Annotated in this window: 17 protein-coding genes and 2 pseudogenes; 6 read left to right on the top strand and 13 right to left on the bottom strand. The window is 74.1% G+C overall.

From position 1 onward, the window contains the following. Window positions 1-34 precede the first annotated feature (34 nt). Complete coding sequence (locus tag BJF81_RS18185; RefSeq protein ID WP_158068707.1) at window positions 35-199, top strand: hypothetical protein; 165 nt, start codon at window positions 35-37, stop codon at window positions 197-199. 54 nt (window positions 200-253) lie between these two features. On the opposite strand, the gene nusB is transcribed toward BJF81_RS18185, so the two are convergent. Both nusB and efp read right to left on the bottom strand, forming a co-directional pair. Next, a complete protein-coding gene (gene nusB, locus BJF81_RS14795; protein ID WP_075958980.1) occupies window positions 254-667 on the bottom strand; it encodes a transcription antitermination factor NusB in 414 nt (137 codons plus the stop codon). 1 nt (window position 668) lies between these two features. Next, window positions 669-1,229: an elongation factor P gene (efp, locus tag BJF81_RS14790; RefSeq protein ID WP_075958979.1), complete on the bottom strand. Its 561-nt coding sequence runs from the start codon at window positions 1,227-1,229 to the stop codon at window positions 669-671. Between the two features lie 137 nt (window positions 1,230-1,366). Between efp and BJF81_RS14785 the strand changes: the two genes are divergently transcribed. After that, on the top strand, window positions 1,367-3,034 hold the full coding sequence (locus BJF81_RS14785) for an FMN-binding glutamate synthase family protein (RefSeq protein ID WP_075958978.1): 1,668 nt from the start codon (window positions 1,367-1,369) through the stop codon (window positions 3,032-3,034). A gap of 6 nt (window positions 3,035-3,040) precedes the next feature. On the opposite strand, the pseudogene aroB reads toward BJF81_RS14785, so the two are convergent. The 9 genes and pseudogenes from aroB to BJF81_RS14740 form a co-directional block, all read right to left on the bottom strand. Then, window positions 3,041-4,119: pseudogene (gene aroB, locus BJF81_RS14780) on the bottom strand (3-dehydroquinate synthase). Further along, window positions 4,116-4,637 carry a shikimate kinase gene (locus BJF81_RS14775; protein ID WP_075958977.1) on the bottom strand — a complete coding sequence of 174 codons (522 nt, stop codon included), beginning with the start codon at window positions 4,635-4,637 and terminating at the stop codon, window positions 4,116-4,118. The pseudogene aroB and the gene BJF81_RS14775 overlap by 4 nt, the downstream one beginning before the upstream one ends. Beyond that, the gene (gene aroC, locus BJF81_RS14770) at window positions 4,634-5,917 is read right to left on the bottom strand and encodes a chorismate synthase (protein ID WP_075958976.1); all 1,284 of its coding nucleotides are present in this window, start codon (window positions 5,915-5,917) and stop codon (window positions 4,634-4,636) included. The genes BJF81_RS14775 and aroC overlap by 4 nt, the downstream gene beginning before the upstream one ends. A gap of 69 nt (window positions 5,918-5,986) precedes the next feature. Beyond that, window positions 5,987-6,706: a prepilin peptidase gene (locus BJF81_RS14765; RefSeq protein WP_075958975.1), complete on the bottom strand. Its 720-nt coding sequence runs from the start codon at window positions 6,704-6,706 to the stop codon at window positions 5,987-5,989. Further along, window positions 6,699-7,571 carry a shikimate dehydrogenase gene (locus tag BJF81_RS14760; protein ID WP_075958974.1) on the bottom strand — a complete coding sequence of 291 codons (873 nt, stop codon included), beginning with the start codon at window positions 7,569-7,571 and terminating at the stop codon, window positions 6,699-6,701. Before BJF81_RS14760 ends, BJF81_RS14765 begins: the two co-directional genes overlap by 8 nt. Further along, window positions 7,565-8,470 carry an endolytic transglycosylase MltG gene (gene mltG / locus BJF81_RS14755; RefSeq protein WP_075958973.1) on the bottom strand — a complete coding sequence of 302 codons (906 nt, stop codon included), beginning with the start codon at window positions 8,468-8,470 and terminating at the stop codon, window positions 7,565-7,567. The genes BJF81_RS14760 and mltG overlap by 7 nt, the downstream gene beginning before the upstream one ends. Window positions 8,471-8,817: 347 nt before the next feature. Beyond that, window positions 8,818-9,309, bottom strand: a complete 492-nt coding sequence (gene ruvX / locus BJF81_RS14750; RefSeq protein WP_075958972.1) for a Holliday junction resolvase RuvX — start codon at window positions 9,307-9,309, stop codon at window positions 8,818-8,820. Continuing rightward, a pseudogene (gene alaS / locus BJF81_RS14745) lies at window positions 9,306-11,998 on the bottom strand (alanine--tRNA ligase). The gene ruvX and the pseudogene alaS overlap by 4 nt, the downstream one beginning before the upstream one ends. A 46-nt stretch (window positions 11,999-12,044) precedes the next feature. Next, window positions 12,045-13,340 (bottom strand): replication-associated recombination protein A, encoded by a 1,296-nt coding sequence (locus tag BJF81_RS14740; protein ID WP_143780893.1) that lies wholly within the window; start codon window positions 13,338-13,340, stop codon window positions 12,045-12,047. Between the two features lie 109 nt (window positions 13,341-13,449). Here BJF81_RS14740 and BJF81_RS19980 point away from each other — a divergent pair, with 109 nt between their 5' ends. The 4 genes from BJF81_RS19980 to BJF81_RS14725 all read left to right on the top strand — a co-directional run bounded on the left by BJF81_RS19980 (window position 13,450) and on the right by BJF81_RS14725 (window position 17,398). After that, window positions 13,450-15,036, top strand: a complete 1,587-nt coding sequence (locus BJF81_RS19980; protein ID WP_237770272.1) for an MMPL family transporter — start codon at window positions 13,450-13,452, stop codon at window positions 15,034-15,036. Beyond that, on the top strand, window positions 14,967-15,722 hold the full coding sequence (locus tag BJF81_RS19975; protein ID WP_237770271.1) for an MMPL family transporter: 756 nt from the start codon (window positions 14,967-14,969) through the stop codon (window positions 15,720-15,722). Before BJF81_RS19980 ends, BJF81_RS19975 begins: the two co-directional genes overlap by 70 nt. Next, entirely contained in the window at window positions 15,719-16,483 is a 765-nt protein-coding gene (locus BJF81_RS14730; protein WP_083664274.1) for a GNAT family N-acetyltransferase, read from the top strand. Before BJF81_RS19975 ends, BJF81_RS14730 begins: the two co-directional genes overlap by 4 nt. Window positions 16,484-16,633: 150 nt before the next feature. After that, window positions 16,634-17,398, top strand: coding sequence for a hypothetical protein (locus BJF81_RS14725; protein ID WP_143780891.1), 765 nt, complete (start codon window positions 16,634-16,636; stop codon window positions 17,396-17,398). A 94-nt stretch (window positions 17,399-17,492) separates the two neighbouring features. Here the strand turns inward: BJF81_RS14725 and BJF81_RS14720 are convergent, their stop codons facing one another. Then, a complete protein-coding gene (locus BJF81_RS14720; RefSeq protein ID WP_075958968.1) occupies window positions 17,493-18,965 on the bottom strand; it encodes a phytoene desaturase family protein in 1,473 nt (490 codons plus the stop codon). Between the two features lie 65 nt (window positions 18,966-19,030). Further along, complete coding sequence (gene aspS, locus BJF81_RS14715; protein ID WP_075958967.1) at window positions 19,031-20,857, bottom strand: aspartate--tRNA ligase; 1,827 nt, start codon at window positions 20,855-20,857, stop codon at window positions 19,031-19,033. Window positions 20,858-20,956: the final 99 nt, after the last annotated feature.

Genomic DNA, 20,956 nt, shown 5'->3' with positions numbered 1-20,956 from the left:
CTCCTTCCCCGCCTCGCAGGACGGTGGTTAAAGGATGATGCTCGGTGCCGTCACTGTACTGCACCCGGACGGGGGCTCCGTGCCGCCGCCCGCGGTGGTCGCGCTCGGACGTATCGCGCGCCCGAACGACGTGGTGCTCGGCGACCAGCCCGAGCCCGACGGGTGGGTCGGCGACCGCTTCCGCACCCGTGGTCCGTGACTTCCGGGGCGTCCGGTGCCCCCGCTGACGACCCCTGCGTGGCGGCCGGAGCCGTCAGGCCAGGGTGTCCTTGACCTCGGCGATCCGGGACAGCAGCCCGTTGACGAACCCCGGGGAGTCGTCGGTGGACAGGCTCTGCACGAGGTTGACGGCCTCGGAGACGGCCACGCCGTCGGGCACCTCGTCGTTCCAGACGATCTCCCAGGTCCCGATGCGCAGCGCGGCCCGGTCCACCGCCGCCATCCGGTCCAGGGACCAGCCCTGGGACCAGGTCGTGAGGGCCTCGTCGATGGAGGCCCAGTGGGCCAGCACCCCGCGGACCAGCTGCACGGCATACTCCGGGAGCGGGTGCTGGGTGGTCGGCGCCGCGATCCGCTCCTCCAGCAGCGTGCCGACGTTGAGGCCCCGCTGCTCGGCCTCGAAGAGCAGCTCCAGGGCGCGCTTGCGCGCCTTGGTGCGTGCGGGCACGTCAGTTCACGCGGCCGAGGTAGGAACCGTCGCGGGTGTCGACCTTGACCTTGGTGCCGGTCTCCAGGAACAGCGGGACCTGGATCTCCGCGCCCGTCTCCAGGGTGGCCGGCTTGGTCCCGCCGGTGGAACGGTCGCCCTGGAGCCCCGGCTCGGTGTGGGTGATCTCCAGGACCACCGAGGCCGGCAGCTCGACGTACAGCACCTGGCCGTCGTGCTGGGCGATCATGGCGCGGCCGTTCTCGAGGAGGAACCTCGCCGCGTCCCCCATGGCCTGCGGGGAGACGTGGATCTGCTCGTAGGTCTTCTCGTCCATGAAGATGAAGTCGGTGCCGTCGTTGTAGAGGTACTGGTAGTCCGACCGGTCGACGGTCGCGGTCTCCACCTTGGTGCCGGCGTTGAAGGTCTTGTCGATGATCTTGCCCGAGGTGACGTTCTTGAGCTTCGTGCGGACGAACGCCGGGCCCTTGCCGGGCTTGACGTGCTGGAACTCCAGCACCTGCCACAGCCCGTTGTCCATGTCCAGGACCATGCCGTTCTTCAGGTCGTTCGTCGTTGCCACAGCGTGCTTCCTTCGCAGGTCGGTCGGGTCGGGTCGGTCGGGTCGTGGGAGGGCCGGCGCGGACACGGACCCAAACCCGGACAAGTCTACCGGTGGTTCCGGGGGCGACCGGCACCGTCCTGCGGCACAGTGCGGGTATGAAGTGGTCCACCGCCCTGGCCGTCCCCGCCGCCGCCCTGGCCGCCGTCGCCGCGCGTGACCTGTCCCAGAAGCAGCACGCCATCCGACACAACTTCCCCGTCGTGGGCAACCTGCGCTACCTGCTCGAGAAGGTCGGCCCGGAGCTGCGGCAGTACATCGTCACCAGCAACAACGAGGAACGGCCCTTCAGCCGCGACCAGCGGCGCTGGGTCTACGCCTCGGCCAAGCAGCAGAACCCCTACTTCGGCTTCGGCACGGACAACGACGTCGAGCACGACGAGGGGTATGCCGTCATCAAGCACCGCACGTTCGCGGACGTGCAGCCGGTCGTGCACCCCAACGCGGGCGAGGAGACGCCGTTGCCGGGGGCCAAGGTGCTGGGTGCGGCCCGTGGACGTCGTCGGGCCTTCCGCCCGGCGTCCGCGGTCAACGTGGGCGCGATGAGCTACGGCGCCCTGTCCGGCCCGGCGGTCGAGGCGATCAACCGCGGGTGCGCGCTCACCGGGGCCCTGCACAACACCGGCGAGGGCGGGATCTCGGTGCACCACCAGCACGGCGCCGACCTGGTCTTCCAGATCGGCACGGCCTACTTCGGCTGCCGGGACGCCCGGGGACGGTTCGACCTGGCGCGGCTCAAGGACCTGGTGGCCGAGCATCCCGTGCGGGCGATCGAGGTCAAGCTCTCGCAGGGGGCCAAGCCGGGGCTCGGAGGCCTGCTCCCGGCGGCCAAGATCACCGAGGAGATCGCGGCGATCCGTGGGATCCCCATGGGCCAGGACTGCCACTCCCCCTCCCGCCACGCCGAGTTCTCCGACGTGGACTCGATGCTCGACTTCGTCGAGCTCCTCGCCGAGGAGACCGGGCTGCCCGTGGGGATCAAGTCGGCCGTGGGCCACGACGAGATGTGGGAGGACCTTGCCCGGCTCATGGCCGGCGGCGACCGCGGGGTCGACTTCATCGCGGTCGACGGCGGGGAGGGTGGCACCGGCGCGGCACCGCTGACCTTCGCCGACTCGGTCTCGCTGCCCTTCCGGCTCGCCTTCCCCCAGGTCTACTCCGCGTTCGCCCGGGAGGGCCTCACCGACCGGGTGGTGTGGATGGGCGCCGGCAAGCTCGGGCTGCCCGAGAACGCCGCGGTGGCCTTCGCCCTAGGGGTCGACCTGGTCTACGTGGCCCGGGAGGCGATGCTGGCCGTCGGGTGCATCCAGGCCCAGCGGTGCCACGACGACCGTTGCCCCACCGGTGTGGCCACCCAGAACGCCTGGCTCACCCGGGGCCTGGACCCCGACAGCAAGTCCGAGCGGGCGGCCTCCTATCTGCGGGCGTGGCGACGCGAGATGCTCAAGGTGGCGGAGGCCTGCGGGGTCGAGCACCCCGGCCTGGTCACCGGGGAGATGGTGGACATCCTGCTCGGCACCCGCACCGCCACGCCGCTGTGGCGGTCGGTGGGCTACGAAGACCCCGGGTGGGGCCTGCCCTCCGCGGCCCAGCAGGAGCAGATCCGCCAGCTGATGGCCGGGGCTCCCGCGGGCGGGTCGGCCCCGCCCTCGGCGACGGCGGTCGACGCGCCGGACGACGGTCCGGAGGAGGGGGTCGGTGCGCCGACGGCCGACGGCGGGGCAGGCCGCAGGTCCCGCATCGACGACGCGGCGACCCCCGGCTGAGGGGCCTCAGGCCACGGCGTCGTAGGCGGCCCGCAGCTCGTCCTCGCCCGGCCCCTCGAGCCGGGCCGGGCGGGCCAGTCCCTCGAGCACGACGAACCGCAGGGTGGCCCCCCTGGCCTTCTTGTCCCGGCCCATCGCCGACCGCAGCTCCGGCCAGCGCCCGGCGCCGTAGGTGGTGGGCAGACCCACGGCGGAGAGCACCCGACGGTGCCGCGCGAGCAGGTCGCGTCGATCAGACCGCGCCGGTGCGCCAGCTCGGCGACGTAGACCATCCCCACCGCGACCGCGTCCCCGTGACGCCAGGTGTAGTCCTCCACCTGCTCGACCGCGTGCGCGAAGGTGTGGCCGTAGTTCAGGACCTCCCGCAGCGAGGACTCCCGCAGGTCGGCCGCGACCACGTCCGCCTTGACCTGGACGGACCGGGTCACGAGCTCCACGGCCAGCGCGGGCTCGGCCACGGGGTCGAGCGCGGCCTGGGGTGCGGCCTCCACGAGCTCCAGGATGCGGGGGTCGGCCACGAAGCCGCACTTGAGCACCTCCGCGAGACCGGAGGCGTAGTCGGGCCGGGTCATGGTCGACAGCCAGGCCGGGTCGCAGAGCACGGCCGCCGGCGGGTGGAAGGCCCCGACGAGGTTCTTGCCCTCGGCGGTGTTGATGCCGGTCTTGCCGCCCACCGCGGCGTCGACCACGCCGAGGAGGGAGGTCGGCAGGTGGACGACCTCCACCCCCCGCAGCCAGGTCGCCGCGACGAAGCCCGCCAGGTCGGTGGTCGCCCCTCCGCCCAGGCCGACGACGAGGTCGTCGCGGGTGAAGCCCTCCTGCCCGAGCCGGGCCCATAGGTCGGCGAGCACCCGCACGTCCTTGGCCGCCTCGGCGTCCGGCACGGCCGCCGGGACCGGGCGGGCCCCGGCCGCACCAAGCAGCTCGAGGACCTGCCCGAGGAGCTGCTCCCGCCCCGGCTGGTGCACGACGAGGACGCGACGCCCGGGTGCGGCGTGGTCGGCCAGCCGGTCCAGCACGCCGGGGCCGACGTGGACGTCATACCCCTCCCCCGGGCCGCCGACGTGCACGGTCCCGGCGCTCATCCCCCGGCCCCGAGCCGCTCGGCGACCTCCGCCACGACGTCCGCCGGCGTCCGTCCCCCGGTCTGCACGTGGTGGTCGGCCAGCCGCTGGTAGGTGGGGCGGCGGGCGTTCATCAACCGGGTCCAGGAGGCGCGGGGGTTGACGAGGAGCAGCGGCCGGGTGGTGTCGAAGCCGACGCGGGCGGCGGCGTCACCGATGGTGACGTCGAGGAAGACGACTGGGACGTCGGCCGCCTCGAGGGCGGCAGCCACCTCGTCCTGCATGACGGCTCCCCCGCCGAGCGCGAGCACACAGGGCCGCTGGCCCGCCAGGGCCTGCATCACCGCGGCGCGCTCGAGGTCGCGGAAGGCGGCCTCGCCGTCCTCGACGAAGATGTCGCTGATCGAGCGCCCGGTGGTCGTCTCGACCTCGGTGTCGGTGTCGACCAGGGGGATGCCCAGACGGTCGGCGAGCGCACCCCCCACCGTGCTCTTGCCCGCGCCGGGGGGTCCGACGAGGACGACGACGGGGCCGCTCATGCGGTGCCTCCGTCCGGACGGAGGGTCACGTCGGCGGGTGCCGGCCGCAGGTGCTGGGGGACGTGCTCCAGGTAGGCGGCGTGGTTGCGCGCCACCTCGGCCACCGAGTCCCCGCCGAACTTCTCCAGGACCGCGTCCGCCAGGACGAGCGCCACCATGGCCTCGGCGACGACCCCGGCGGCCGGGACGGCGCACACGTCGGACCGCTGGTGGATGGCGGTGGCGGACTCCCCGGTGCCGGTGTCGATGGTGCGCAGGGCCCGGGGCACGGTGGAGATGGGCTTCATGGCCGCCCGGACCCGCAGCACCTCACCGGTGCTCATGCCACCCTCGGTGCCGCCGCTGCGCAGGGTGGTCCGGCGCACGTGTCCCTGCTCGTCGGCGACGATCTCGTCGTGCGCCCTGCTGCCCCGACGGGCCGCGGTGCGGAACCCCTCGCCGACCTCGACCCCCTTGATGGCCTGGATCCCCATGAGCGCGGCGGCCAGGCGTGCGTCCAGCCTCCGGTCCCAGTGCACGTGCGACCCCAGCCCCGGCGGCAGGCCCCAGGCCAGGACCTCGACAACGCCCCCGAGGGTGTCGCCGTCCTGGCGGGCGGCGTCGATCTCGGCCACCATGGCGGCCGAGCGCTGCGGGTCGAGCGTGCGGACGGGGTCGGCGTCCAGCCGCTCCACGTCGTCCGGCCGCGGCAGCTCCGCCGACGAGGGCGCGTCCTCGTCCGGCGACGGCGTCCCGGCACGGCCGATGCTGACGGTGTGCGAGACGAGCCGGACCCCGACCGCCTGCTCGAGGAAGGCGGCGGCCACGGCCCCGAGCGCGACCCTGGCCGCGGTCTCGCGGGCGGAGGCCCGCTCGAGCACGGGGCGGGCCTCGTCGAAGCCGTACTTGGTCATGCCGACCAGGTCGGCGTGACCGGGGCGGGGCCGGGTCAGCGGGCGGTTGCGGGCCAGCTCCTGCGGAGCCCCGACGTCGTCGGACCGGCGCAGCGCGTCCTCGGGCACCGGCTCCGGGCTCATCACCGCCTCCCACTTGGCCCACTCGGTGTTCTCCACGAGCATCGCCAGCGGGGAGCCGATGCTCAGCCCGTGGCGGAGCCCGCCGAGGAAGCGCAGCCGGTCCGCCTCGAAGGACATCCGGGCACCCCGGCCGTAGCCGAGGCGGCGGCGGGCGAGGGCGCCCTCGACGGCGTCCCGGTCCACCCGCACCCCTGCGGGCAGGCCCTCGAGGACGGCGGTCAGGGCGGGGCCGTGGGACTCCCCGGCGGTCAACCAGCGCAGCATGCCGGCGATTCTCCCACGCGGCCGGTCCCGGCCCGGCCCCCGGTGGCGGTGCGGGTCACCGCCCCCGGGTCACAGGAGGCCGGCCGACGAGCCCGGGACGAGCACCAGGCCCAGCAGGGCCCCGACCATCATCGGAGGCCCGTAGGCGAAGTCGCCCTTCCACCCGACCCGGCGGGTCACCAGGAGCAGGACGGCCAGCAGCCCCCCGACGAGGAAGCCGGCGTAGATGCCGGCCACGACCTCGGGCCAGCCGAACCAGCCCAGGCCGCCGCCCAGGACGACGGAGAGCTTGACGTCCCCCAGGCCGAGCGCCAGCGAACCGCGGGCGAGGGACACCAGCGCCAGCAGCAGGTAGAACCCGCCGCTGGCCACGCCGGCGAGGACCGAGCGGAGCAGGGGCTGCGGCCCACCGCCCACGAGGGCCGCCAGGAGCAGGCCACCGGCCAGGACGGCCATGGTGGGCCACATGATGCGGTCCGGGAGCCGGTGCACGTCCAGGTCCATGGCCGCCAGGCACACCCCCGCCAGGGTCACGACGAGCAGGGTGGCGGTGAGCACGACGGCGACCGGCCAGCCGGGCACGGCGTCGTCGCCGACGAGCCAGATCCGGTGCACCACGAGGGTCGAGGCCCCGGCGAGGGCGAACGGCACCCACCAGCGGTTCCCCGGGTACGGGACGTCGGCCTCGTCGGGCTTGCGGTAGGTCGTCGCCTCCAGCCACCGGGCGACGGGGATCCCCAGCACCCCCACGACCAGGGCCACCAGGCCGAGGGCGAGCTGCTCAGACATCCCCCGTCCCTTCTGCGCCGGCCGGTCCGGTCGTGGCGTCCTCCGTCAACGCCGCGCGCATCGCCTCCACCGGCCCATCATGCCCGGTCATCAGCCGTACCTGGCGGGCGGCCTGGTGGAGGAGCATGGCCGTGCCCCGCACGACGGGCCGCCGTCCGGCCGTGGCGGCGGACACGGCGGTCGCGAACCCGCTCGGCCAGGGTGCGTAGGCCACGTCCAGGACGACCGGACTGGCCCCGGCGAGCAGGTCCTGGACGACGCCGACGTCGGGGACCGCGCCGGCCGGGAGGGTGCTGACGACGACGTCCGGAGCGTCGCCCCTCGCGGCGGTGCCGAGCCGCCGGGTGGTGGTGCGCAGGCCGAGTCGGTCCAGAAGCTCCCACGTGGCCGCCCGCGGGGCGTCGCGCACCACCAGGTCGACCTCCCGCACACCGAGACGGTCCAGGGCGACGAGGACCGATCGGGCGGTCGCACCACCGCCCAGGACCACGCCCCGGAGGGGCCCGACCAGCCCGGCCCCCACCAGGGCTGCGCCGACCCCGTGGACGTCGGTGTTCCAGGCCCGCCACCCCCGGTCCGGACAGGGGACGAGCGTGTTGGCCCCTCCGGTCAGCCGGGCGTCCTCGTCCACCTCGTCGGCGAGCGCCAGCGCCTCCTCCTTCAGCGGCATGGTCACCGACAGACCCGCCCACTCCGGGCCCAGGCCCGCGACGAACGCCCTGAGCGACCCGGCGTCGACCTGCACGGCCTCGTACGACCATCCGGTGAGGCCGAGCGCCCGGTAGGCGGCACGGTGGAGCGAGGGCGAGAGGGAGTGCCCCACGGGCGCTCCGACGACGGCGGCCCGCCGGCCGGCGCTCAGCACTGGTCGGGGTTGTCCTGGCACCACTGCTGGAAGAGCTGGACGTTCTCCTGGTGGCCCTCCCAGTCGGTGGCGAACCGGGTCTCGCCGGTGGAGGGATCCACGGTGACGAAGTACAACCAGTCGCCGGGCTCGGGGTCCATCGCGGCGCGGATGGCCTCCTCGCCGGGGCTGTTGATGGGGCCGGCCGGAAGTCCCGGGTGGGCATAGGTGTTGTGCGGGTCCGGGTTGGCCCGCTGCTCGTCGGTCGTGCCCGCCAGCCCGCGCTCCTGGTAGATGAAGTGCACCGTGGAGTCCATCTGCAGGTAGCCGTTGGTCTCCGGGTTGGGTTCCAGGCGGTTCTCGACGACCCGGGCCACCTTGGGCAGGTCCTCGGAGAACGCGCCCTCCCCCTGGACGATGCTCGCCTTGATGATGATCTCGCGCAGCTCGTCGTCCGGGATCCCGAGCTCGTCGTGCACCGCCCGACCCTGGTCGACGAGGGTCTGCAGCTGCTCCTGCGGCGTGGTGTCCGGGCCGAACTCGTAGGTGCTCGGGTAGAGGAAGCCCTCCAGCTCGCCCTCGGCGGCGTCGGGCAGGTCCAGCGAGGCCGGGTCGACCGCCTCGTAGTCCGCGACCTCGTTCCCGGTGGCCTCCGCCAGCGCGGCGAAGGTCTCGGCGACCCAGAGACCCTCACGGATCGTCACGCCGTCGATCTCGCGGTAGTTGCCGTCCAGCAGCCGGCCCAGGGCCGCCTCGGAACTCATCTGGTTGGCCATCCGGTAGGTGCCCGGCTGGATGGCGGACGACCGCGGGTCGGCCTGGAGCGCGGCGGTGAACGCCGACGCCGAGGCGACCACGTCGTTCTCGGCCAGGATCTCGGCGATCTGGCCGCCGCCGGCCCCCTGGGGCACCTCGATCATGACCTCGCCGGTGCCCGCGCCTCGTAGTCCTGCGCCGTGGGCTCCCCCACGGACACGGTGGGCAGCAGGTCCCGCATCCAGCCGAACGCGAACACGGAGGCGGTGACCACGAGGCACCGGCCAGGAGCAGCGACAGACCGACGAGCAGCGGGTTGCGCCGGCGTCGCCGCCGTCGCCGGAAGAGCTGCTCCTCGGGCTCCAGCACGTCGTCGGCCAGCGACTCGTCGTGGTCGTGGACGCCGCGCAGACCGAGGACGTCGTCGTCGAACCGGGTCCCGGACGCCGTGCCGTGCACGTCGTGCTCGTCCCAGTCCTCGTGCGGAGGATGGCTCATCCGTGTCCTTTGCTCAGGGGCCGGACCGGCGGGTCCGGGGCTTGCGCGCCTTCAGCGGCTCACCGGGGGGACGGCCGGCGCGTCTGGCGTCCAGCGCCGACTGGAGGATCAGGACCGCTGCGGCCTGGTCCACGACGCCCCGGTGCGCCCGCCCCCGGACCCCGCTGCGGTGCAGGTTCCGGTGGGCGTCCACCGTGGTCAGACGTTCGTCGACCAGTCGCACCGGCACATCCAGACGCCGCTGCAGCGCACCAGCGTAGTCGCGGGCGCGGCGTGCGGCCAATCCCTCGTCCCCCGACAGCGAGCGCGGCAGGCCGACCACGACCCCGACGGCCCGCCGGTCGGCGACCTCCGCGGCGATCATTTCGAGGTCCGTCAGACCCTCCGCGTCCCTCCGCAGGGTCGCGACGGGATGGGCCAGCAGGCCGACGGGATCGCTGGCCGCCAGGCCGACCCGGGCCTCCCCGACGTCCACGCCCAGGAGCACCCCGTCGCCGGGGGTCACGGCCGCAGCTCGTCCTCGACCCGACGCAACGCCTCGGCGGTCCGCGACGGGTCCTGGCCCCCACCCTGCGCCAGGTCGTCCTTGCCGCCGCCACCACCGCCCAGGGTCTGCGCGGCGACCTTCACGAGGGCGCCTGCCCGGATGCCCCGGCCGCGGGCCGCCTCGTTGGTGCCGACGACGACGTGGGGACGGCCGCCGGAGGTGCCGGTCAGCGCGACGACGACCGGCCGGTCCGTGCCCAGCCGACCGCGCAGGTCGGTCACGGCACGCCGCAGGTCGTCCCCGGTCGAGCCCTCGCCCAGGTCGTGCCCGAGGAAGGTCACCCCGCCGACGTCCCTGGCCCGGTCGGTGAGCGAGGCGGCCGCGGCGAGCGCCTGCTGGGCCTTGGCCTGGGCGATCTGCCGCTCGGCCTCCTTCAGCCGGGTCATCAGCTGGCCGATGCGGTCGGGCAGCTCCTCGGGGCGCACCTTCAAGGAGTCGGTGAGCTGGTTGACGATGACGTTCTCCCGGGCCAGGTGCTGGTAGGCGTCCGCACCGACCAGCGCCTCCACCCGCCGGACCCCCGACCCGATCGAGGCCTCGCCCATGATCTTGACGAGCGACAGCTGCGCGGAGTTGAGCACGTGCGTGCCGCCGCACAGCTCCAGCGACCAGGGGCCCCCGACGGAGACCACACGGACGACGTCCGGGTAGCGCTCGCCGAAGAGCGCCATCGCACCCATCTCCCGAGCCTGTGTCAGGGGCATCTCGGCGGCGCTGACCGCGAGGTCGTCCATCAGCCGCTCGTTGATCCGCGCCTCCACCGCGGCCAGCTCGTCGGGCGAGAGCCCGCGGGTGGACCGGAAGTCGAAGCGCAACCGGCCGGGGGCGTTCTCCGAACCGGCCTGGGTGGCGGTGTCGCCCAGCGCCTCCCGCAGCACCTTGTGGACGATGTGGGTGGCGGTGTGCGCGCGGGACACCGACGCGCGGCGCAGCGTGTCGATCTGGGCCGTGGCGGCCTCACCGACGGCGACCTCCCCCTCCAGCAGCCGGCCACGGTGGACCACGAGGCCGGGCATCGGCCGCTGGACGTCGGAGACCTCCACTACGGCGCCGCCGGCCAGCCGGATGACGCCGTGGTCGGCCAGCTGTCCTCCGGCCTCGGCGTAGAACGGGGTGCTGTCCAGGACGAGCTCCACCTCGGCGCCCCCGCCGTCGACGTCCTTGCCGCTCGCGCTGAGCCGGTCGACCTCCTGCCCGCCGGTGAACAGGCCGACCACGGGCGCCTCGCCGGTGGTCCGGTCGTAACCGGTGAACTCCACGGGACGGCCGAGCCGGTCCGCGACCTGCCGGTAGGAGGTGACCTCCCCGTGCCCCGCCTTCTTGGAGCGGGCGTCGGCCTTGGCCCGCTGCCGCTGCTCGGTCATGAGGGTGCGGAACCCCTCCTCGTCGACGGACAGGCCCTGCTCGGCCGCCATCTCGAGGGTCAGGTCGATCGGGAACCCGTAGGTGTCGTGCAGCTGGAAGGCCTGGCCGCCGGCCAGCGTCGTGGACCCCGTCTCCTTGGCCCGGGCGACGGCGGTGTCCAGGATGGTGGTGCCGCTGGCCAGGGTGCGGCGGAACGCCTCCTCCTCGGCGTAGGCGACCTCGCTGATCCGCGCCCAGTCCCGCTCGAGCTCGGGGTAGGACTGCTTCATGACGTCCTTGCTCACGGGCAGCAGCTGCGGCAGCGCGGCGTCCTGGACGCCCAGCAGGCGCATCGAGCGCACCGCACGGCGCAGCAGCCGGCGCAGCACGTAGCCACGGCCCTCGTTGCCGGGGGTGACCCCGTCGCCCATGAGCATCAGCCCGGACCGGACGTGGTCGGCGACGACCCGGAAGCGGACGTCGTCGTCGTGGTCCTTGCCGTAGGCGCGGCCGGAGAGGTCCTCGGCCCGCTCGATGACCGGGTAGACCTCGTCGATCTCGTAGAGGTTGTCCACCCCCTGCAGGAGGTAGGCGACCCGCTCCAGACCCATCCCGGTGTCGATGTTCTTGCGCGGCAGCTCGCCGGCGATGTCGACGTCGGTCTTGGACCGCACGGCCGACAGCTCGTCCTGCATGAAGACGAGGTTCCAGATCTCCAGGAAACGGTCCTCGTCGACGACCGGCCCGCCGTCGGGACCGTGCTCGGGACCCCGGTCGATGTAGATCTCGCTGCAGGGGCCACCGGGGCCGGGGACGCCCATCGACCAGTAGTTGTCCGCGGGTCCGCGCCGCTGGATGCGTTCCTGGGGCAGCCCGGCGATCCGGTGCCACAGGTCGGCGGCCTCGTCGTCCCCGTCGAGGACGGTCACCCAGACCGAGTCCGGGTCGAAGCCGAGGAACCCGTCGTCCTGGGACCCGGTGACGAACTCCCAGGCGTAGGAGATCGCGCCCTCCTTGAAGTAGTCGCCGAAGGAGAAGTTGCCGTTCATCTGGAAGAAGGTGCCGTGCCGGGTGGTCCGCCCGACCTCCTCGATGTCGAGGGTCCGCACGCACTTCTGCACCGACGTCGCCCGTGCCCAGGGCGCCGACTCCTGGCCAAGGAAGTACGGCTTGAAGGGCACCATGCCTGCGTTGACGAAGAGCAGGTTGGGGTCGTCGTAGACAGGGGGGCGCTGGGGACGACGGTGTGGCCCTTGCTCTCGAAGAACCTCAACCAGCGACGGCGGATCTCGGCGGTTTCCATGGTCTCCTCACCAGGGGGCAGACGGACCTTGCCACTCTAGCCGCCGTCACCGGCCGCGGACGATCCGCCGCAGCTCGGCCCAGCGGACCGCGAGCCGTTCCTCCCATCCGCGCGTCGTCGGACGGTAGTAGTCCACGTCCGCCGCGAGCAGGTCGTCGGGCAGGTACTGCTGGGGGCCGACGCCGGCGGGTTCGTCGTGGCTGTACCGGTACCCCTCGCCGTGCCCGAGCCGGGCGGCACCGGCATACCCGCTGCCCCTCAGGTGCGGGGGAACCGCCCCGCCCCGGCCCGCACGGACGTCGGCGACGGCGGCGTTGACCGCGGCGTAGGCGGCGTTGGACTTGGGGGCCAGCGCGTTGTGGACGACGGCCTGGGCCAGCACGATCCGGGCCTCGGGCATCCCGATCTGGGCGACGGCGTGCATCGCGGCGACGGCGGTCTGCAGGGCCGTCGGGTCGGCCATGCCCACGTCCTCGCTGGCGGCGATGACGATGCGGCGCGCGATGAAGCGGGGGTCCTCCCCCGCCTCCAGCTGCCGGGCCAGGTAGTGCAGCGCCGCGTCGACGTCGCTGCCGCGCATCGACTTGATGAAGGCGCTGGCGACGTCGTAGTGCTGGTCGCCCGCCCGGTCGTAGCGCACCGCGGCGGTCGCCACGGCCTGCTCGACCGTCGCCAGGGTGATCGGGGCCGGCTCGTCCTCCCGGCCGGCGGGGCGCTCGTCGGCCGCCACCCCGGCCGCCGCCTCCAGGGTGGTCAGGGCCCGTCGGGCGTCGCCGCCGGCCATCCGCACGACGTGGTCCAGGGCGTCGTCGTCGAGGGTGAAGCCGCCGGCCAGCCCGCGCTCGTCGGCGAGCGCCCGGCGGACGACCGCCGCGACCTGCTCGTCGGTCAGCGACTCCAGCCGGACCATGACGGACCGGGACAGCAGCGGGGCGATGATCGAGAAGGAGGGGTTCTCCGTGGTGGCGGCCACGAGGATGACCAGGCGGTTCTCCACCCCGGGCAGCAGGGCGTCCTGCTGGGCCTTGGTGAACCGGTGGATCTCGTCGAGGAAGAGGACCGTGGCCCGACCGTGCAGCGACCGCTCGCGCACCGCCTCCTCCATGACCGCGCGCACGTCCTTGACGCCGGCCGTCACCGCCGACAGCTCGACGAACCGGCGGTCGGCGGCCGTGGCGACCAGGTGGGCGAGCGTGGTCTTGCCGGTTCCCGGCGGCCCCCAGAGGATCGCCGAGAGCGGTCCGGCGACCCCGGCGTGCCCCTCGATGAGGCGACGCATCGGCGACCCGGGCCGAAGCACCTCCTGCTGACCGGCGACCTCCTCCAGGGTGCGGGGCCGCATCCGCACCGCCAACGGAGGACGCAGGTCACCCTCGGGTGCGGCACCGTCGCCGCCCGTGGCTAGGCTGAAGAGGTCTGATCCACCGCTCGACACCCTGGTGAGGCTACCCGTGGCCGGTGCGCACCGCCCTCCTCGTCGTCCGCTGCTGGCGGCCCTCGGCCGGTCGACGGTCCGCCACCGCTGGTGGTACCTGGTCACCTGGTCCGTCCTGGTCGTCGCCGCCTTCGTCACGGCCCTGGGCCTGGGGCCGGGGCCGGGCCTGTTCGACCGGCTGACCTCCGGCGCGATCGAGGCGCCCGGGGACGCCCTGGTCGTCCGAGACGTCACCTCGGCCGACGCGGACGGGCCCACCCTCATCGGGTCGGTGACCGGGGCCGACCTGCAGGACCCCGAGCTCGTGGGCGCGGTCGCCGCCTTCGCCGAGGACGCCGGCGAGGTCGACGGGGTGGCGGGGGTCGAGGCGCCGGTGCTGCACCCGCGGTGGCCGGCGGCGCCCGAGGCCCTCGTCGCCGTGCGCGACCAGGACCCCGCCGGCGGTGCCTTCCTCCTCACCGTCGAGCTCGAGCCCGAGGTGACCTTCCCGCAGGCCCGGGATGTGCTCGCGGGGCTGGAGACGGCATACGCGGAGTCCCTCGCGGAGCGCACGGAGGCCGTGGACTGGGGCGGCGTGCCGCTGCTCGTGGACGACATCACCGACCAGATCCAGGTCGACCTGCAACGGGGCGAGGGCATCGCCCTGCCCATCTCGCTGGTCGTCATGGTGGTCGTCTTCGGCGGCGTCCTGGCCGCCCTCATGCCGGTCCTCGGCGCGGTGGCCAGCATCGGGGGCGGGCTGGCGATCCTGCTGGGGTTCTCCTACCTCATCGACCTCGACGCCACCGTCGTCAACATCGTCACCGTCATGGGCCTGGCCCTGTGCATCGACTACGGCCTGCTGCTCGTCTCCCGGTTCCGGGAGGAGCTGGACGCGGTCGCCCCGGGGGTGACGCACCGCGACCTGTCCGCCGAGCAGGTCGAGGCCGCGGTCGTGGGCGCCCTGACGACCGCCGGGCGCACGGTCCTGTTCTCCGGGCTCATCGTGGGGATCGCGCTGTCGGGGCTGGTCCTGTTCGAGGCGCCCATCATGCGGGCCATCGGTGCCGCCGGCGTCGCGGTCGTCGTGGTCGCCCTGCTCGTGGCCCTCACCCTCGTGCCGGCACTCGCGGCCACCTGGGCACGGCGGCTGGGGCACCGCAGGGGGGCCGGCGCCGTCACCGACGACGGCGTGTTCAGCCGCCTGGCGTGGGCCGTGCAGCGACGGCCGGTGGTCACGGTCGTGGCCAGCACCGCCGTCCTGCTCGCCCTCGCCTGGCCGGCCCTGGGCCTGCGCCTGACCTCCTCGGGCACGGACCTGCTCCCGCCCGGGGCCGACCAGCGGGTCTTCTTCGAGCAGCTGGAGGAGGACTACCCCCTCGTCGCCGCGCCCGACGTGGTGGTCCTGGCGCAGGCTCCCGCCGACGAGGTCGAGGCCTGGGCCGAGACGGCCGCGGCGGTCGACGGCGTGCTGTCGGTCGACCCGCCGCAGGACCTCGGCCCCTGGCCCGAGGACGTGCCGCTCGCGGCCGGTGCCGACGCGACGCGCCCCTCGTGCGCCTCGGGGTGCGGGTCGAGGAGGGTCCTCTCGGCGAGCCCGCCAGGGAGGTCGTCGACGCCCTGAGGGCGGCTTCGCCACCGGCCGACGGGGAGGTCTGGGTCGGTGGCCAGGCGGCCTCGCTGGCCGACTTCGTCGACTCCGTCTGGGACCGGGCAGGCTGGGCCGCGGGCTGGATCGCCGGCGCCACGGTCGTGCTGCTCTTCCTGCTCAGCGGGTCGGTCGTCATCCCGCTCAAGGCGGTGGTGCTGAACGTGATCTCGCTGGGCGCGAGCCTGGGCCTGACCGTCCTGGTCTTCCAGCACGGCAACCTGGAGGGGCTGCTGGGCTTCGAGTCGGTGGGCGCCCTGGAGTCCGTGATCCCGCTGCTGGTGCTGGCCTTCGGGTTCGGGCTCTCGATGGACTACGAGGTCTTCCTTCTCTCCCGGGTCATCGAGCTGCACGAGCAGGGGCAGGACGACGACACCGCGGTCCGGCTGGGGGTGCAGCGGTCCGGCCGGATCATCACGTCCGCGGCGCTGATCATGATCGTCGTCTTCGCCGGCTTCGCCGCGGGGCACATGCTGGCCATCAAGCAGACGGGGTTCGCCCTGGCGGCCGCCGTCCTGGTGGACGCCACGCTCGTGCGGATGCTCCTCGTGCCCGCGACGATGACGCTGCTCGGCCGGTGGAACTGGTGGGCCCCGGGCTGGCTGCGACGCGTGCACGCCCGGGTGGGCGTCTCCGAGCACGCCCCGGCCAGAGGGGTATGAGGATGCGCCGGATCACCTCGCACGAGGAGCTGGTGCAGCTCTCGGCGGGCGACCCGTGGGTGCGCTGGTCCATGGACCCGGCGCTCCCCGGCGAGGTGTGGGCGCACGAGGGGGTCGCGCTCGTCGAACGCCTGGGCGAGCGCCGGGGGTTCTGGGTCGCGCCCCTGCCCGGCGCCGCCGGCCCCGCCGTGCGGGCGGCGCTGGTCGCCCTGCGGGACGGGGGGCATCTGGAGCGGTTGCGCAGCAGGTCGGTCTCCGTGGTGCGCGAGCACGCCGCCCTCGCCTCCGAGGTGCTCGACCTGGGGGACGGCGGCGACTGGGACTGGATGTGGACCACCACCCCTCCCCCGGTCGATCCACGGGAGGACGAGCTGGTGGACCTGGACGACACGCGGGACGCGGACGAGCTGGCGGCCTTCGCCCGGGAGCACAACCCCCGCATGTGGACCGAGGTCGGCACGGGCCGGGTGATCCGATGGGTCGGCCGCCGCGACGCCGCCGGAAGGCTCACCGCCGTGGGCGGCGCCGAACGGGAGGCCGGCGGGGTGCCGCACCTCGCCGGGATCGTCACCGCCACCGGCGAGCGGGGTCGCGGCTGGGGGGGCGTGGTCACGGCCGCCCTGACGAGGTGGTCGCTGCACGGGCACGGGGTGTGCACCCTCGGCGTCTTCGCCGACAACGAGGTCGCCCTACGGGTCTACCGGCGTCTGGGCTACCGCACGGCCCGGGCCTGGCACAGCCGTCGGCTCCCGGACGGGTGACGTCCGTCCTTGCCGATCCGGGACCTTCGGCCCTACTACCGACCGTAGGAATTCGACAGGGTGATGACATGCCCCTCCACGGGGCGGCCGCCGGCCCAGGCCGGCGGGACATCACGATCCGGGCCCCCTGCCCGGAGGAGGTTCTTCGGCATGGCACAACGTCTTCGTCTCGTCGGGATCATGCTCATGGTCTTCGGCCTGGTCTTCCTCATCGGCTCCGGCGTCGCCTTCAAGATGTACCAGGACGGCCGGCACTCCCTGCAGAGCTTCAGCGAGGTCCAGGGCGTCGAGCTGTCCTACAACGAGGACGGTCAGCTGGTGGACCGGGGCACCACGGAGGAGGCCGACGCCATCATGACCATGCTCGAGGACGAGTGGGGCTACCCCGTCTCCGGCATGGAGATGGACGCCGACGACCCGCTGGTCAACACCGCCAGCGAGTACATGTTCCAGATGGCCACCGTCGTGCACCACGTCATCAACGGCACCACCGAGGTCACCCTCACCGAGGACCAGCTCGTCGACGCCGAGGGCAACGCCCTCACCGAGCTGCAGGTCGGCGACGAGACCCTGCAGGTCCCCGACCCGGTCCCCGCCGAGGGCTGGACCGTGGAGTACCCCAACGGCGGCAAGTACTGGAACGACTTCGACCGCACCAACCCGGTCGACGCCGCCGCCCGCGGTGACATCTGGACCGGCACCGTCCACGGCCTCGTCGGCGAGCTCGGCGTGGGCACCGTGACCGCCTCCGCCCTCAAGCTGGCCCTGGGCCTGACCGCCCTCATCGCCGGCCTGGGCGTCATCAACATCCTCACCGGCGCCGGTCTCTTCTGGGCCGCCGGAGCCGCCCGCCGCGACGACCGTCCGGTCGCCGACGCGGACGACCGTCGGGTCCTGGTCGACCAGACCGCCTGATCCGCCGCGACGCAGGCCCCGCCCCGGTCACCCGGGGGCGGGGCCTCGACGTCGGGCCTGACACCGGTCCTGCCCCGGGGGGGGGTGCGAGCCGTCAGGGCGCCAGCGACGGGACCGGCAGGCCCAGTGAGCGCAGGATGCGTCGGGCGGCGTGCAGGCCGGACATGCCGTGCACGCCCGGCCCGGGCGGGGTCGAGGCCGAGCACAGCCAGACGCCGGGCGCGACGGCATACGGATCCGGACGCAGGGTGGGCCGGGACACCATGTGCCACAACGAGATCGCCCCTCCGGAGATGTCCCCGTCCGGGTATGCGGCGTTGTGCTCCGCCATCCGGGAGGCGGGGGTCACCACACAGTCCTCGACGAGGTCCCGGAAGCCGGGGGCGAAGCGCTCGATCTGAGCCTCGGCCTCGGCCCGCACGTCCCGGGCCGAGCCGCGGGGGACGTGGGCATAGGCCCAGAGCGGTCGCAGGCCGGTCCGGCCCTGCCGGCCCGGGTCCAGGGCAACGGGGTCGCTGACCAGCATCATGGGCCGGTCCGCGTGCCGACCGGCGGCCACCTCGGCCTCCGCCCGGCGCATGTCGGCCACGTCGCCGCACAGGTGGACCGTCCCGGCCCGGCCGACGTCCGGGTGCGCCCAGGGCACGGGGCCCGAGAGCACGAAGTCCAGCTTGCACACCCCCGCCCCGACGGGCAGCGACCGCAGCCGGGACCGGTAGGGCTCGGCCAGCAGGTCGGCGGCGACCCTGGCGTGCGTGTCGAGCAGGGTGACCCGTGCGGGCGGCAGGTCGGCCCGCCCGCGGACCGGGTGGTCGAGGACCACCTGACCGCCGTGCGCGCGCAGGTCGGCCACGAGCGCCTCTGTGATCCGGCCGATGCCGCCGCGGACCAGCGGCCAGCCGCCCGGCCCGTGCGCGAGGGCCCCCAGGTAGGCGGCGGTGCCCGCGGCCGCCGGCGAGGGGATCCGGGTGATGGTGTGCGCCGCGACACCGGTGATGAGCGCGTGGGCCTCCGGCGTGCGCCACCACCGGTCGCCCCCCGGCCCGGAGAGGACGGCCAGCGCCTGGAGGAAGGCCGCCGCGGCAGCAGGGGTCCCGACTCCCCGCCAGGGCACGGACCGCTTGTCCGACAGCGCGATCGTGGCGACCTCGTCCCGCCACCGCACGAGCGGGCCGACCAGCCGGCGCCAGGCCGTCGCGTCCTCGCCCAGGCCCTGGGCCGTGCGGTCGAGGTCCCGCCAGGCGATCCCCGCCCGTCCCCCGTCCAGGGGCTGGGCGTAGGAGGCCTCCGGCACGAGGAGCTCGACGCCGCGCGCGGCCAGGTCGAACTCCTCGAAGAAGGTCGACCCGGCCACCGCTGCCGGCACCGCCGCGCACACGTCGCGCACGAGTCCCTCGTCGGGCGGTGCGCCCGGCCCCACCAGCGGCAGGGTCCGCACCCCGCCGCCCGGGGTTCGCTGACCCTCGAGGACGGTGACCTGCAAGCCGGCCCTGGCCAGGCTGACGGCGGCCGCCAGGCCGTTGGGGCCGGAGCCCACCACGACGGCGTCGACGGGTCGAGGGCTCATGGACTCACGCTAGCCGTGGGGCCGGTGCGCCGCCGTCCGGAGGCGCACCGGCGCAGTCCGCGGCCTCAGCTCGTCGTCGGGGAGATCTCCGGCGCCCCCTGGGGGGCGGGGGACTCCTCGTCCGGCACGGCGTCGATGCCGGCCTCCGCGCGCTGCTCGGGGGTGATCGGCGCGGGGGCCTCGGTCAGCGGGTCGAAACCGCCACCGGTCTTGGGGAAGGCGATGACGTCGCGGATCGAGTCGGTGCCCGCCAGCAGGGCCACGATCCGGTCCCACCCGAAGGCGATGCCGCCGTGCGGCGGGGCGCCGAACCTGAACGCCTCGAGCAGGAAGCCGAACTTCTCCTGCGCCTGCTCCGGCGTCAGCCCCATGATCGCGAAGACCCGCTCCTGCACGTCCCGACGGTGGATACGGATGGAGCCGCCGCCGATCTCGTTGCCGTTGCAGACCAGGTCGTAGGCGTAGGCGAGCGCGGCGCCCGGGTCCTCCTCGAGGGAGTCGAGGAACTCCGCCTTGGGCGAGGTGAACGCGTGGTGCACCGCCGTCCAGGCCCCCGAGCCCACGGCCACGTCGCCCGCCTCCACGGCCTCGCCGGCGGGCTCGAAGAGGGGGGCGTCGACGACCCACACGAAGCTCCACGCGGACTCGTCGACCAGGCCGGCGCGCCGGGCGATCTCGAGCCGGGCGGCGCCCAGGAGGGCCCGGGCCGGCCTGGTCGGGCCGGCGGCGAAGAAGACGGCGTCGCCCGGGGCGGCGCCGACGTGCGCGGCCAGCCCGGCCCGCTCCTCCTCCGAGATGTTCTTGGCCACGGGACCGCCCAGCGTGCCGTCGTCACCGACGGTCACGTAGGCCAGGCCCTTGGCGCCGCGCTGCTTGGCCCACTCCTGCCAGGCGTCGAACTGACGACGGGGCTGGGACCCGCCGCCGGGCATGACGACGGCCCCGACGTGCTCGGCCTGGAACACCCGGAAGGGGGTCCCGGCGAAGAAGGCGGTGCAGTCGGTCAGCTCGAGGTCGAAGCGCAGGTCGGGCTTGTCGGTGCCGTAGCGGGCCATCGCCTCGGCGTAGGTGATCCGGGGGAACGGGGTCTCCAGCTCGATCCCCTGGACCGCCCAGACGGCCCGGGCCACGGCCTCGCCGAGCTCGATGACGTCGTCCTGGTCCACGAAGCTCATCTCGATGTCGAGCTGGGTGAACTCCGGCTGCCGGTCGGCGCGAAAGTCCTCGTCGCGGTAGCAGCGGGCGATCTGGTAGTAGCGCTCCATCCCGGCGACCATGAGCAGCTGCTTGAACAGCTGGGGGCTCTGGGGCAGGGCGTACCAGCTGCCGGGCTGCAGCCGGGCGGGCACGAGGAAGTCGCGGGCCCCCTCGGGGGTGGAGCGGGTCAGCGTCGGGGTCTCGACCTCGACGAAGTCACGTTCGGCCAGCACGGTGCGGGCGGCCGCGTTGACCTTCGAGCGCAGCCGCAGGTTGGCGCCCGCCGAGCTGGCGCCGGGGCGACGCAGGTCGAGGTAGCGGTGCCGCAGGCGGGCCTCCTCCCCCACGCTGACCCGCTCGTCGATCTGGAACGGCAGCGGGGCCGACTCGCTGAGCACCTCGATGTCGGTGGCGACCACGTCGATCGCGCCGGTGGGCAGGTCGGGGTTGACGTCCTTGTCCGCGCGGGCGGTCACCTCGCCGGTCACCCGGACGCAGTACTCGCTGCGCAGGTCGTGGGCCGTGCCGGTGAGCACCTCGTCGCGGGCGACGACCTGCACGACGCCGCTGGCGTCCCGCAGGTCGACGAAGGCCACGCCTCCGTGGTCGCGGCGCCGGGCCACCCACCCGCTGAGGGTGACCGTGGTGCCGACGTGCTCGGCGCGCAGGGTGCCGGCCTCGTGGGTGCGAAGCATGATGTCTCCTCTCGGGTCGTGTCCCGGAGGGACGGGTGCCCCTCCGGAAGGCAGCCCGGACAGGTGTGGGCGGGGGCCAGGTCGCGGTGCCACCACACC

It is taken from the genome of Ornithinimicrobium sp. CNJ-824 (assembly GCF_001942405.1).
GTDB classification, from domain to species: Bacteria; Actinomycetota; Actinomycetes; order Actinomycetales; family Dermatophilaceae; genus Ornithinicoccus; species Ornithinicoccus kibberensis.
This window is presented reverse-complemented; position numbering and strand designations above follow the sequence as displayed.